Origin of the sequence: Paenibacillus sp. 453mf (assembly GCF_900116105.1) — a bacterium.
GTDB classification, from domain to species: domain Bacteria; phylum Bacillota; class Bacilli; order Paenibacillales; family Paenibacillaceae; genus Paenibacillus; species Paenibacillus provencensis.
Genome location: NZ_FPAC01000004.1, coordinates 32,952 through 45,877, shown reverse-complemented (window position 1 = coordinate 45,877; position 12,926 = coordinate 32,952). Strand labels below are relative to the sequence as shown.

The following is a 12,926-nucleotide window of genomic DNA, read 5'->3' as shown; positions in this document are numbered from 1 at the left end:
TAAGTCCCCAAGTGGAATTTTTCGATGACGAACGACTTTTGTGTCAGCAACCAGAGTGAGAGAGCCAAAAATGGGCAGCCAAAAATGGAGCGCTAAAATGAAACGCCTAAATGAACGCTTGAAACTAACGTTACGTGATGGATTATGATCAGTTCAGGGAGGTGAAGGAATGCTGTATAAAGTGAAGGAAGTAGCGAAATTCACGGGAGTCACGATCCGAACGCTGCATCACTATGACGAGATTGGACTGGTCAAGCCGGACGAAGTCACCGAGTCCGGTCACCGGCTGTATTCAGACGACAATCTGAAACGGCTGCAGCAGGTACTGTTTTTCCGCGAGATCGGGTTCACTCTGCAGGAGATTGGGCCGATTCTGGACCGACCGGATTTTGACCGAAGAGGGGCGCTTGCGGCGCACAAAGAGCTGCTCATGGAGCAGAAGAGACGGCTCGAAGAATTAATCGATACCGTCGATCGAACATTACAAGAGGAGAATGGGGGAGTTCCGATGTCGAAGGAAGAGATGTTTAACGGATTTGATATGAAATCTATTGAGGAACACAAGGCGAAGTATTCACAGGAAGCGAAGGAGAAGTACGGGGAAGAAATCGTTACGCAAACCGAGCGTAAAACTGATGCCTATACGGAGCAGGACTGGGCGAGAATCCACGCCAGAAACAAAGAGATTAACGACAAGATCGAAGGAGCTATGGACCTTGGGCCTGCAGATGCACAGGTGCAGGAGGGAGTTGCTGAGCTTCGTCAGGAAATTACGAATAATTACTACGACTGTACACCCGAAATCTTCCGTGGTCTGGCCGATCTGTACGTGGAGGATTCGAGATTTACCAAGAATATAGAGAAAGGAAGAACTCCAGGGTACGCTGCCTTCCTAAGAGAAGCAATGATCATATACTGTGATGGCTTAAAGTAATAGAAGACGGGGATTGGAGTAACTCAGATATCGAAATACCAGGAAGAAAAGCTGTTCTTGCACCTATAAAGGTGTTTAGCAACAGCTTTTTTTGTGTGTTTCTAGCCAAAACAAACTAAAAACAATCAAAAACACATAATTAACGTGTGTTTGACACTCTGTTAACAATGGTTCCGTAGACTGTAGTTACAGCTAAGGCAAGGCTGTTACGTTAGCAGGCAATTCACAGAAAGTTAGGAGAATGCATATGAACAATGGGGGCTTGGTCATTGACAGCATTAGTAAGTCGTTTGGAACCTATACTGCACTACAACATATCAATGTCACTATACCGAAGGGGAAGTTCACATGTCTTCTGGGTCCCAGCGGATGCGGCCGTGATACCGCGCAGGCAGCAGCGATGTCCGTGCTGATCGTCATGCTGAATTTAGCAGTACGAGGAGGATACGAGGTACTTACCGCAAGGCTTCGCCGCAAAACCGCTGCGTGGCAAAAGAGATAAGTACAACCGAGACATCCGAGGATTTGGCATAAGTTTTTGAAAGAACATCCAATTAAAATTAGGCAAAATCCTGAAGCATTATTAAACGATGAAGCAATCATAAATATAAAATAACGGAGGTAATAACATGATTAGAACAGTAATTTTGGATTGGGCAGGTACGATGGTGGATTACGGGAGCTTTGCTCCCGTAGAGGCATTCCGGAGATTGTTTGACGAACACGGCATTGCGGTAAGCTCGGAGGTCATTCGTAAGCCGATGGGACGGATGAAGATCGATCATCTTCGCGATATTTGTGAAGATCAAGGAGTCTCAGCAGCGTGGCAGGAAAGGTATGGACGTCTGCCGAACGTACAGGATGTCCTTACGATGTATGAAGCCTTTGAGCCTATGCTGTTCTCACTGCTCGATCAATTCGCTGTTCCAGTCCCGGGTGCTGTAGCAATGGCCGATCGACTGCATGCAAAAGGCATAACGATCGGTACAACGACGGGGTATACACGTGCAATGCTTGATGTCATCGTTCCTGAAGCGGCGAAGCATGGTTATAAGCCGGACAGTGTCATTGCGCCGGATGAGACGGCAGCAGGCAGACCTTATCCTTGGATGATCTTCCGAAATGCAGAAGCACTGGGTACGATTCAGATGAAGGATATTGTTAAATGCGGGGATACAGAAGCAGACATGAGAGAAGGACGAAATGCTGGAGTATGGGCAGTGGGTGTTGTATTCGGAGGTAATGAGCTGGGGCTTACTGAAGAGGAAGTCCGCAAACTGCCTGAGGGAGAGAAGCAGAAGAGATTTGACGAAATTGCTGAACAATTGAAAAAGGCTGGTGCGCACTACGTTATCTCCGAGATCGGCGAGCTGGATCAGGTCATTGAAGATATTAATCTTCGTATGGTGAACGGAGAGCTTCCATGCTAACAGTAAAAAAGACAAGCAGTAATCCGTATCTGCTGCTGACTCCCGGACCCTTGACCACGACGGACACCGTCAAGCAGGCGATGCTAAAGGATTGGTGCACCTGGGACGATGAATATAATACGCTGGTAAACTCCATTAGACACAGGCTGGTTCGGCTGGCTGCACCTGGGCACACAGAAGAATATACCGCTGTGCTTATGCAAGGAAGCGGCAGCTTCAGTGTTGAAGCGGTGCTTGGCACAGCTCTGCCGAGGCAGGGAGGAAAGCTTGTGGTGGCGGTAAACGGAGCATATGGAGAACGCATGGTGGAAATGGCGAAGGTGCTTGGCATTCCGGTGACGGCTGTCCGTTTTGATGAGAGAGAAGCGATCAGCCCGGCTGTTTTTGAGGAGGCACTGATGAAGGATCCTTCCATTACTCATGCGGCTATCGTCCATTGCGAGACAACTACGGGGGTACTGAATCCACTCCATGAGCTAAGTGAGGCGGTACGACGCCAAGGCAAATCACTAATCGTGGATGCCATGAGCAGCTTTGGCGGGGTTCCGCTGGACATGCATGAGCTAGGAATTGATTATTTGATCAGCAGCAGTAACAAATGCATTCAGGGCGTTCCCGGCTTCGGATTTGTACTTGCTCGAATCAGCTGTCTGACCGCTTGTAAAGGCAACGCACGCTCACTGTCCCTTGACTTGTATGATCAATGGGATATCATGGAACGAATGAACGGGAAATGGCGTTATACATCTCCGACCCATGTCGTTCGGGCTTTTGATCAGGCATTAATCGAGCTTGAGGAAGAGGGCGGTGTAAATGCACGCTACAATAGATACAATCAAAATCAGCAGGAGCTGGTTAAGGGAATGAAGGAAGCGGGTTTCTCTACATTACTGCCGGCCGAATGGCATTCTCCGATTATTACCTCGTTCCGGTACCCGGAGGCTGGCTTCTCGTTCTCCGCATTTTACAGTCGGTTGAAGGAAGAAGGTTTTGTTCTATATCCGGGCAAGCTGACAAGCGTGCCTACGTTCCGTATTGGAACGATCGGGGATGTGCATGCTTCTGATATTAAAGAGCTGATCGGCATTGTGAAACGGATAACGGCTGCAAATGGGGATAAGTAAGCTGCAATAAGACCTGGATATATAAAGAACGAATACAAAGGAGAATGAGTAAATGTCACTCGCTGGAGAGGAACGGAAGCAGACTATATTAGATATGCTCCAGCTGCAGGGCAAGGTCAGAACGCCTGAGCTGGTAAGGGCACTGGATGTCTCTTCGGAAACCATTCGCAGATACCTCGAAGAACTGGAGAATGAGAACAAGCTGAAGAGAGTGTACGGCGGCGCTGTCAAACTCAATGTTGAACGGGAAGAGCCAGCTTACGGCAAACGTGAAGTGCTTCAGGCAGAAGAGAAGAAGCGGATCGGCAGGACCGCAGCTTCTCTGGTACAGAACCACGATATCGTTGTTATTGACGAAGGAACGACAACACTGCAGATGATCGATTCACTCATCCTTAAAAAGCATCTTACAATACTGGTGTCTTCAATCTATACCTTGAACTTGTTAATTAATTATAAGAATAAAGGTGCGTTTGACGGAGAAATTGTGCTTATCGGCGGGAGAATTAATTCCAAGCATTATCGTGCATCTGGAACACTTGCCGTAGAGTTCATGTCCGGTTTCCATGTCGACAAAGCGTTTGTGGTCGCGGACGGTCTTCAGCTAGATACCGGAATCACGAGCTATGAGGATGACAGAGGGCTGCTGGCTCGAACCTTCATGAAGCAGGCGAAACAAACCATTGTGCTGGCGGATCACACCAAGATTGGAACCTCTCATTTCTATAAATTTGCAGACTTCAGAGAAGTGGACATGGTAGTCAGCGATGTGCCGCCTCCTGCGGCCTGGGAGAGCAAATTAACTGAAGAGGATGTCCATTGGATCGTAGCCGATTAAAATGTTCTAATCATAGCTTTGCATTTCATATAACCATGATGTGTGAAAAATATGCATGTCATGGTTTTTTGTTACCCATAATACACAATAAAACAATGAAGAGTAGAATAAAAACACATATTTAACTTGTGTTTAACAGCCCGTTAACGAAATGTATTTTATAGTAAAGAAGTACTGAGAAACAGAGGTAGACAGCATTTCGCTTATACCGAAAGCTTTGTAAAAAAACAAATTAATAAGGATAGCTGGCTGCTACAAAAAGGTCGTGTAAGTGGCGTAGTCTGGCACTTCTTCCGAAGTGCAAGGACAAGGTACTGCTTCGTTAATGGCATACCTAAGACAAATAGAATATAAGTACAAGATTCCATTATTACTATGAAGGAGGCACAGAGTGGAATATCCTTTAATGCACCCTCCATTTGAAATAAAGTCTTTTGAAGAAATGAAGAAAAAAGAAGCGCAGCAGCACTTCGAATGGTATATAAGTGAGATACCATCTCGCATACAGCTCAAAATGGGAACTGTTCGATCCAGCCCATATGATAAATGTCTTGAATTTTAAGTTACTAGAAGGCGATTCCGATATAAATGCCTTGTATAAACTATTCGAGAACGAAAAGAACCTTATAGAAGAAGAATCCTAATCATTTTGAATAGAGCAGACCGAGTTAAACCGGTCTGCTCTATGTTTATGTTTAAGTAAATAAACTGTAACTAAACTTGTACTTCTGAGTTCATAATTATTTATTTAGAAAAGAGGACATCCCAAGTATTGATAAGAGTTACTTTTGATATAATGCTAGTAAGAAGAAGTAGGAAGGAAAATGGATAATGTTTAATCAAATTGATGCTCTTCGAATAGAGGTCGATAAGAAACGCCCGATCGATCCAAAGCTTATGAATACCATTGCTCAAAAATTCCGTGAAGAGTGGACTTATCATACGAATGCAATTGAAGGCAATACATTTACTTACCGTGAAACGGCCTTCTTCTTAAGAGAAGGACTGACGGTAAAAGGAAAATCATTAAGAGAACATCTAGAAATAATAAACCATGCAGAAGCTATAGATTACCTCAATGAGGCCATTAAACAGAGAGATTTAACCGAACGCATTATTAAAGACTTTCATGCCATTCTTTTTCAGGGAGTAAGGGATATCGACTTCTCTCCTGGAGACTACAAGAAGATGGATAATCACGTGCTCACTATGTCCGGAAATATTCATCAGTATACTCCTGCAGTACAAGTTCCGTATGAAATGGAACGTCTCATTGAATGGTACAATGGAAATTTACATATGCATCCTGTCAAACTAGCAGCAGTACTGCACCATAAACTCGCTGCTATCCATCCATTTACCGATGGTAACGGTAGAGTCAGCCGGCTTGCTATGAATTTTATACTCCTAAAAAACGGGTATCCGCCTGCTATCATTCGTAATGAAAAGCGCGAAGATTACTATATCGCCTTGGAGCAAGCAGATAATAGAGACTTAGAGCCGATTATTGATCTAATAGCATCTGAAGTTAAGGCCAGCCTTGAACTGATGTTATCCGTTTAATAACATTTTTAGTGCGTTAGCTTTTCATGTGATCTGGATCCGCTGCTTCCATAAGAAAAGAAGATTCTCGAATTAGGGGGATTATCCTCGGAACCCCGGATGACCCAGAAGATCCTACACTTCAATCCCCCTTTAGGACTCGGACCACCCGGGAACTCGTTTCTCTGGTGAGCGACCTAATCGCGAAGAGTGGGGCTTCCGCGACTGCATATACGTCTTCGATACGACGTCAGAAAGAAACGTGCGAGATCCTATTCAGCAACACGTCTATTCCAATCATCATCGACGAGCGCCTTCGTCAGATCGACAACGGTCCACAGTACACTGGTATGAACTGGGGGGATATAGGCGAAAGAGATTACCTTGCCTTCATCGACAAACCCTTTCCCCAAGGTGAGTCCTTCAGAGACTTCGCGCAAAGAGTTCGCGAGTTCCTGGATGAGAAGTTGAAGGAACATAAGGAGCACACGATCATCACGGTGGGATGGCGTCTGAGTCCCGCCATCTTCGCGCATGTCTGCTGTGGAGTCAGTTTGGAGAGAGCTATCACCGACAACGCTAACATCAGAGGCCCGTTTACTTATGGGTGATCCAACGGCGCGAATTAGCACGCATGGTTGCCGCAGCTGACGAAGGAGAACGAAACAATGAAAAAGTACATACTCTTCGATCATGATGGTGTTCTAGTTGATACTGAATTCTGGTATTTCAAAGCGGGAGAACGCGCTCTGGCTGACATTGGATTTACCTTGGATAAAGATCAATACCTCCGGGACATGACACAGTCATTGGGCACTTGGTCCCAAGCTAGGGCCGCAGGTATTGATGAACAGACTATCAGCAAGCAACGTGAAATCCGCAACGCCTATTATCAGGAATATCTAAGAACAGAAGCCATAGAGATTGAAGGCGTAGTTGAAACTCTAGCCGAACTGTCAAAGTACGTCCGCATGGCCATCGTGACGACTGCAAAACGTGCGGATTTTCAACTTATTCATGAAAATCGCCAGATTACACCATTCATGGAATTCGTCCTTGTTCGCGAAGACTACGAGCGCACCAAGCCGCACCCGGAACCATACTTGACCGGCCTAAAGCGATTCGGAGCTACCGAAGAAGAGACCCTGGTTGTAGAGGATTCAAACAGAGGGTTGAACTCAGCCGTGGCGGCTGGTATCGACTGTGCGATTGTCCATAACGACTTCACAAAAACACATGACTTCTCACAGGCCAGCAATCGAATCAAGACTCTGATTGAACTAAAGAACATTATTTTGAATGTAACCTGAAAGAGCATTCGCCAGCGTTCCCGTACTCACTTTGTGAAGAACAGTGCAGACAGCGCGGACTCACGTTATGCCCGTGGAACGTAGAGCTTGGCTGCTTTGTACTACGGCATGTTTATCTTCGCCGAGATACTAAAGGCGATGCCAAGCGCTTCAGCTCAGTTAGATTTCGCTATCGAGCACATGGGTGAGCACGTGGAGAAGGACAGTCAGAACAGCTGGCTGCTTTTCCACTCCTCGGTGGCAAAGTTGTCGTTCGAGGAACTCGTGGGAACAGAAGGTGGAGGGTATGGTTCACAGGGCTTTCAGGCTCAGGAAATCAACGCTTGTAAATGAAGTCGAAAAACGTATAGTAACCTCCTTCTACTCCTGAAACAGAAGGGAGCAGTTTGCCGGTCGGCAGCTCTCCTTTTTCATTTTTTCTTTAACGGGAAACGTTAATTCAATAAGAACGAGTAAGCAGCCGCTCAAAAGACCAGTTGCTTTTTCTTTAAGCTGACAGGCAATGCAGGAGTAAGCACTATCTTCTAAGCATCCATCATCTATCAGAAACAGCTCTTGAGTGGAGCAGTCGCTATGAGGGTAAGAGCAAGCTGAATAAACTTGCAGTTTAGACGATCATATCTCTCTTTGGTTCATAAATTTCATGACACAAGAGAGATATTTTTGTTGTGCAAATAGTTCCTGATTTTAGTGCTCTCACACCGGCCTCAACTTGTGATACAATAAACTGTCTATGAACTAGATCGAACGAGTTCGATCACCCGTTCTAATTTGGTCCATCTCGTAAGAGTGGATGAATTAGAACGATGGCATGATAGATTACAGGAGGATTCACATGAGCACAGGTTCCTTTATCGCTGTTGAGGGCCCGATCGGGGCTGGTAAAACGACGCTTTCCACGATGCTGTCGCAGGAGCTGAATATTCCGCTGCTGAAAGAGATCGTGGAGGAGAATCCGTTTCTCGGCAAGTTCTATGACAATATTGAGGAGTGGAGCTTTCAGCTGGAGATGTTTTTCTTATGCAATCGTTATAAACAGCTGGAAGATACGACAACGAAATATATCCAGCATGGTCAGCAGGTCATTTCCGACTACCACATCTACAAAAATCTGATCTTTGCCAAGCGTACGCTCTCCGGCGTGAAATGGGAAAAGTATCGTCAAATTTATCACATTCTTACAGGCGATCTTCCGAAACCGGATTTGATTATATATATTAGGGCTGATCTTCAGACACTCTTGAAGCGTATCAAAATGCGGGGCCGTTCATTTGAGCAAAATATGGATACCGCCTATTTAGAGCAGCTTATCATCGACTATGATCATGCGATGGCATCTCTTGCTGAGAGTGAGCCTGATACCAAAATTATTACGATTGACGGGAATCAGATTGATTTTGTAACGCATCGCGAGCAATTTGACCTGATTGTGTCCGAAGTAAAGGAGTATATTCAATGAGTGAAATACAAATTCCGGGTAACGCCTTGATCACGGTTGCAGGTACAGTAGGTGTAGGCAAATCCACACTTACAGCTGCGCTTGCAGAGCGGCTCGGATTCAAGACATCTTTAGAGAAGGTTGACCATAATCCTTACCTGGAGAAGTTCTATCATGATTTTGAGAGATGGAGCTTCCATCTGCAAATATATTTTCTGGCTGAACGTTTCAAAGAGCAGAAAAGTATATTCGAAGCAGGGGGCGGGTATGTTCAAGACCGTTCCATCTATGAGGACACAGGAATATTTGCCCAGATGCATGCAGATAAAGGCACAATGAGCGAGACGGACTTTGAGACGTATTCTAGTCTGTTTGAGGCAATGGTAATGACACCGTATTTTCCTCATCCGGACATTCTCATCTATCTGGAGGGTAGTCTACCGTCCATATTAAGTCGAATTAAAGAGCGTGGTCGGGAGATGGAAATTCAGACCGATCCTGCGTATTGGGAAGAGATGCATGAGCGCTATGCCAAATGGATTGACGGCTTTACCGCTTGTCCGGTACTTAAGCTGAACATTGACGAATACGATGTGCATGATCCGGCTTCCTTGGACAGTATTCTGAAAGAAGTGGAGCAAAAGATCCTAATCTCCAGAAGCAAGCAGCAATAGGTTATTCACGATACTTTGAATATAGGTAAGCGAACTTGCGCACTACTAAATATATAATAAAAAGAAGGCGGCTTATGCCGTCTTTTTGTTAATAATTTATTACTTTTAAGGATTATTTGTGAAATAGATCAGATCTATAAATAGGTCTGTAGGCTTATAAGTTGATTTTCCTAATATTTTTATGTATACGGATGTTCATCTATCTTGTATAATATCAAAAAATTAGAAAAAAGAGTCTTAATATAGTAAGGCTTTCTCAAGAGAGAGGGAGGTCATCATGGTACCAAAACAGACGAATCAGTTGGATACACCAGGTACAAAGGAGCGATTTTCTTCAACCGGCTTTATTTTAGCAGCAATCGGAAGTGCAGTAGGGCTTGGGAATATGTGGAAGTTCCCTTATATTACTGGCCAGTATGGCGGCGGAGCCTTCTTCCTGCTCTTTATTGCCTGCTTGCTCATTGTAGGATTGCCTGTATTGCTTGCTGAACTTGCAATTGGACGTGCAGGACGCGGCAGCGCATCCTCTTCCTTTGTCAAAGCTGGGGGAGGAAAAATTTGGGGTGTATTCGGGCTGTTATCCGTTATTGCTCCATTCGTCATTATGACATTCTATTCGCTCGTGGCAGGCTGGACGCTCCACTATGCTGTGCTATCCTTCAGTGGACAACTGTTTAACGACACCGATTTTGGTGGACAATTTAGTTCCTTCACGGGTGGTTATATGCCGATCGTATGGGGAGCGATCGTTGCTGTAATTACCAGCTTCGTAGTAGTCAAGGGAATCTCCGGCGGGATTGAGAAGTTCAACAAGATCCTTATTCCGGGTATGCTGGTTCTGCTCATTATCCTTATGATTCGTTCCATTACACTGCCGGGCGGTATGGAGGGGGTATCCTTCTTCCTGTCACCGGACTTCTCGAAGCTGACACCTGAATCAGCGCTTGTGGCGCTTGGACATGCCTTCTTCTCCCTGTCACTCGGGATGGGGACGATGATTACGTACGGTACTTTTGTCAACCGCAAGCAGTCACTCGGATCAGCAACAATGGCTGTCGGGGCAGGGGATATGCTCTATGCACTTATTGCAGGTCTGATCATTTTCCCAACGACATTTGCCTTTAATATTGCTCCCGATGCGGGACCAGGCCTCGTCTTTGTTGCACTGCCAGCTGCATTCTCGGCGATGCCGCTCGGCTGGTTGTTTGGGGGATTGTTCTTTGTCCTTCTAGGGATTGCGGCATTGACCTCTTTAGTATCCCTGCTTCAAGTTCCCGTTTCCTATGTGATGGAGAAATGGAACTTACGCCGCAGCACTGCGGTATGGATCATGTCTGGTCTTGTGTTCCTGCTCAGCATACCTTCAGCTGTATCTATGGGACTGATGCCAGAGCTCCAAATTAACGGGATGCCGGTGTTCGATTTTGTTGATTTTGTAGCCTCCAACTGGTTCCTTCCACTCAGTGGACTTGTCGTTACCCTGTTCGCAGGATACTTCTGGAAGAACGTTGCCGAAGAAGCAGGGCTTACACAGAAATGGTTCCGTGTATGGCTGTTCATGCTTCGTTATATCGCACCTATTCTGGTGTTGTTCGTATTCCTGTACTCGGCCCAAATTATTAAATTGTAATACTTAAGCATACACATTCTTCAGGCAATACACTACGCATAACCTCTTTCGCTTTGGCGAAGGAGGTTTTTTATTGTATTATATTCGGATACATAGCCAATTTGTTAAAAATTACAATGTTAATAAGCAGGAGGACAGAACAAATTTCGACAATCATTTGCCTACTCATCTGTTATATTTGTATGAAAGTTAATTTTGCAGAAATGTGCATCTATGCGCATCCAGAAGATTCAACAGAGAGGGGCTCAAACGTTGATGCGTTTGGAGAAAAAAGAAATATGGTTCATTTCCGTCATCCTGATGTTGATTATTGCCTTGATGATGATGTTGATTAATATATGGAGTTCGGAGCAGCAGAAGGCTGCTGAAGAACAGAATCTGCCAGTAGAGCAGACCGAAGAAGGCTCAGGTATGGTATTAGAGTCTGTTGAAGAACAGGAAAAGCAAGAGGGGGGTGCTGGTGATCCTAACAGCGATGCCAACCTTAAATCCGTTAATCCATATTTTCCTGAAGATCTGCCCTTTCCTATTGAGAAGACAGAAGGTGTTCTTGGAGATCAATTCCCGCTGGACAAGATGTCAGTGAAGAGAATCAGTATTATGGTCAGCTTGGATAACGGGGTTAGAGGATACACGGTTTCGCCGCAGAGTTATCGTACTCTTGTACAGGGGCTGACAAGTCTCAATCTATCGACAGCGAAGACGGAGATCGATGCTTCGGCTCTCGCTTCCGACGTGTATATTCGCTTCAATCTCGATAATCAAATGTATTCTATTAAATATAATCTCGATACAAATACAGTAGAACTGAATGGTCAGTATTTCTATGCTTCTCGCAACCTGATGAGCTATCTTCATTTATTCTGCAGACCGAATACACTTCTCGGTATGCTCGGTGAAATGAGGGGGATGGATGTAAGTGCAGAGGATACCCCTGCGCCGCAGGAAGATGGGTCACTTGTCTATGACCAGGAACGGTTCAAGATCCAAGAGAAAAATTTTACGGAGTGGAGCCGTTATATCAGCAGTAGTGCCGATTATAAGGAAGCTTACTATTACTATTCTGTCGGTGATGACAGCATCAAGACCGTTCGTATCCATGAAGAAGCTGGAATTCTATCTACTCCATCGACCATTCTGTTTACGAAGAACAACGTCTCATCCACAGATGGCATCAGCATAGGGATGAGTGAAAAGGAGGTGCACAGCTTGCTGGGCAGCCCTAATCTTATGCTGGGTAACAAGTGGATTTATACTATGGAGGATAACCGTAGGTTTAATTTATATTTTGCTGAAGAGAATCTAAGATATATAACGCTGACTAGCCAATGAAAGGGTATATAGGATATGTTCGATCCCACCATATTTGATAATTTAAAAGTAGCGCTCGAGAATGAGCTGTACGACCTGGACAACCTGGATAACGCCATCCAGATTACGAATCGAATCGATCGGCTGGAGATGTCGACGATGTCGCGTGTGTTCATGCTTCGGTTTGAACTGACAGGAGAGAGGCGGGTATCTGCCGAGATCGAGCTTACGGCATCCATGCAGGAGCTGGCTGCTGAGATACTGGAGCTGTCCGGTGAGAATCCTGGCTGTGTGCTGTGTCTGCGGTATATTGTGCAGATGAAGGATACTGACCTGTGCAGCGAGGTGGAGCGGATGATGGCAGAGATGTGGCCTGAGCAAAAGACCGTACAACAGATCAGCTATGTGTATGGCTTCGAATCGATGATGACAAATACTATTGAAGTTTATTTCAACCGCAAAATTAATGAAGATCATATGCGTGATCTGCCGGAATTGTTGCAGTATATGATGGAAGCAGCGAAGAGACTTGGGGAGATCATGGAGTTGCAGCAGTATTAATAGGATAGATTCACATCAAGGTGGGAAAGTACGTGACGTATGAGATCCCGCCTTTTTTGTACCATTTTACTTGAAAGGGATGATATAACGGTCTGAATCCATGGGAAATTGTCTTGTTATGCTGATAAATTTTA

Annotated in this window: 15 protein-coding genes; 14 read left to right on the top strand and 1 reads right to left on the bottom strand. The window is 45.2% G+C overall.

The window, feature by feature from the left end; all coding sequences use genetic code 11:
* Positions 1-169: 169 nt before the first annotated feature.
* The 7 genes from BM415_RS17780 (at position 170) to BM415_RS17755 (ending at position 5,889) form a co-directional block, all read left to right on the top strand.
* A complete protein-coding gene (locus BM415_RS17780; protein WP_091160346.1) occupies positions 170-934 on the top strand; it encodes a MerR family transcriptional regulator in 765 nt (254 codons plus the stop codon).
* A gap of 247 nt (positions 935-1,181) precedes the next feature.
* On the top strand, positions 1,182-1,436 hold the full coding sequence (locus BM415_RS17775) for a hypothetical protein (protein WP_091160345.1): 255 nt from the start codon (positions 1,182-1,184) through the stop codon (positions 1,434-1,436).
* A 127-nt stretch (positions 1,437-1,563) separates the two neighbouring features.
* Positions 1,564-2,364 carry a phosphonoacetaldehyde hydrolase gene (phnX, locus tag BM415_RS17770; protein WP_091160343.1) on the top strand — a complete coding sequence of 267 codons (801 nt, stop codon included), beginning with the start codon at positions 1,564-1,566 and terminating at the stop codon, positions 2,362-2,364.
* A complete protein-coding gene (gene phnW / locus BM415_RS17765; RefSeq protein WP_091160342.1) occupies positions 2,358-3,488 on the top strand; it encodes a 2-aminoethylphosphonate--pyruvate transaminase in 1,131 nt (376 codons plus the stop codon). Before phnX ends, phnW begins: the two co-directional genes overlap by 7 nt.
* A 52-nt stretch (positions 3,489-3,540) precedes the next feature.
* Positions 3,541-4,326, top strand: a complete 786-nt coding sequence (locus BM415_RS17760) for a DeoR/GlpR family DNA-binding transcription regulator (protein ID WP_091160340.1) — start codon at positions 3,541-3,543, stop codon at positions 4,324-4,326.
* A gap of 391 nt (positions 4,327-4,717) precedes the next feature.
* Positions 4,718-4,888 (top strand): hypothetical protein, encoded by a 171-nt coding sequence (locus tag BM415_RS25170; RefSeq protein ID WP_170862539.1) that lies wholly within the window; start codon positions 4,718-4,720, stop codon positions 4,886-4,888.
* A gap of 269 nt (positions 4,889-5,157) precedes the next feature.
* Entirely contained in the window at positions 5,158-5,889 is a 732-nt protein-coding gene (locus BM415_RS17755; RefSeq protein WP_091160339.1) for a Fic family protein, read from the top strand.
* Positions 5,890-6,140: 251 nt separating this feature from the next.
* Here BM415_RS17755 and BM415_RS25675 read toward each other — a convergent pair whose 3' ends face one another.
* Positions 6,141-6,500, bottom strand: coding sequence for a hypothetical protein (locus tag BM415_RS25675; protein ID WP_244533532.1), 360 nt, complete (start codon positions 6,498-6,500; stop codon positions 6,141-6,143).
* A 36-nt stretch (positions 6,501-6,536) separates the two neighbouring features.
* On the opposite strand from BM415_RS25675, the gene BM415_RS17745 reads away from it, so the two are divergent.
* From BM415_RS17745 to BM415_RS17715, 7 genes are all read left to right on the top strand, one after another.
* Positions 6,537-7,178: an HAD family hydrolase gene (locus BM415_RS17745; RefSeq protein ID WP_091160335.1), complete on the top strand. Its 642-nt coding sequence runs from the start codon at positions 6,537-6,539 to the stop codon at positions 7,176-7,178.
* An 87-nt stretch (positions 7,179-7,265) separates the two neighbouring features.
* Positions 7,266-7,511 (top strand): hypothetical protein, encoded by a 246-nt coding sequence (locus BM415_RS17740; RefSeq protein WP_091160333.1) that lies wholly within the window; start codon positions 7,266-7,268, stop codon positions 7,509-7,511.
* Positions 7,512-8,013: 502 nt separating this feature from the next.
* Positions 8,014-8,637, top strand: coding sequence for a deoxynucleoside kinase (locus BM415_RS17735; RefSeq protein WP_091160331.1), 624 nt, complete (start codon positions 8,014-8,016; stop codon positions 8,635-8,637).
* Positions 8,634-9,290, top strand: coding sequence for a deoxynucleoside kinase (locus BM415_RS17730; RefSeq protein WP_091160329.1), 657 nt, complete (start codon positions 8,634-8,636; stop codon positions 9,288-9,290). Before BM415_RS17735 ends, BM415_RS17730 begins: the two co-directional genes overlap by 4 nt.
* Positions 9,291-9,567: 277 nt before the next feature.
* A complete protein-coding gene (locus BM415_RS17725; protein WP_091160328.1) occupies positions 9,568-10,920 on the top strand; it encodes a sodium-dependent transporter in 1,353 nt (450 codons plus the stop codon).
* A 255-nt stretch (positions 10,921-11,175) separates the two neighbouring features.
* Positions 11,176-12,252: a hypothetical protein gene (locus BM415_RS17720; protein ID WP_091160326.1), complete on the top strand. Its 1,077-nt coding sequence runs from the start codon at positions 11,176-11,178 to the stop codon at positions 12,250-12,252.
* A gap of 15 nt (positions 12,253-12,267) precedes the next feature.
* Positions 12,268-12,792, top strand: coding sequence for a hypothetical protein (locus BM415_RS17715; RefSeq protein WP_091160325.1), 525 nt, complete (start codon positions 12,268-12,270; stop codon positions 12,790-12,792).
* The last annotated feature ends 134 nt before the right edge of the window (positions 12,793-12,926 follow it).

What these genes read in the sequence shown, in the direction of transcription:
- BM415_RS17780 (WP_091160346.1), top strand. Translation starts at nt 170, where the DNA reads ATGCTGTATAAAGTGAAGGAAGTAGCGAAATTCACGGGAGTCACGATC.
- BM415_RS17775 (WP_091160345.1), top strand. Translation starts at nt 1,182, where the DNA reads ATGAACAATGGGGGCTTGGTCATTGACAGCATTAGTAAGTCGTTTGGA.
- phnX (WP_091160343.1), top strand. Translation starts at nt 1,564, where the DNA reads ATGATTAGAACAGTAATTTTGGATTGGGCAGGTACGATGGTGGATTAC.
- phnW (WP_091160342.1), top strand. Translation starts at nt 2,358, where the DNA reads ATGCTAACAGTAAAAAAGACAAGCAGTAATCCGTATCTGCTGCTGACT.
- BM415_RS17760 (WP_091160340.1), top strand. Translation starts at nt 3,541, where the DNA reads ATGTCACTCGCTGGAGAGGAACGGAAGCAGACTATATTAGATATGCTC.
- BM415_RS17755 (WP_091160339.1), top strand. Translation starts at nt 5,158, where the DNA reads ATGTTTAATCAAATTGATGCTCTTCGAATAGAGGTCGATAAGAAACGC.
- BM415_RS17745 (WP_091160335.1), top strand. Translation starts at nt 6,537, where the DNA reads ATGAAAAAGTACATACTCTTCGATCATGATGGTGTTCTAGTTGATACT.
- BM415_RS17735 (WP_091160331.1), top strand. Translation starts at nt 8,014, where the DNA reads ATGAGCACAGGTTCCTTTATCGCTGTTGAGGGCCCGATCGGGGCTGGT.
- BM415_RS17730 (WP_091160329.1), top strand. Translation starts at nt 8,634, where the DNA reads ATGAGTGAAATACAAATTCCGGGTAACGCCTTGATCACGGTTGCAGGT.
- BM415_RS17725 (WP_091160328.1), top strand. Translation starts at nt 9,568, where the DNA reads ATGGTACCAAAACAGACGAATCAGTTGGATACACCAGGTACAAAGGAG.
- BM415_RS17720 (WP_091160326.1), top strand. Translation starts at nt 11,176, where the DNA reads ATGCGTTTGGAGAAAAAAGAAATATGGTTCATTTCCGTCATCCTGATG.
- BM415_RS17715 (WP_091160325.1), top strand. Translation starts at nt 12,268, where the DNA reads ATGTTCGATCCCACCATATTTGATAATTTAAAAGTAGCGCTCGAGAAT.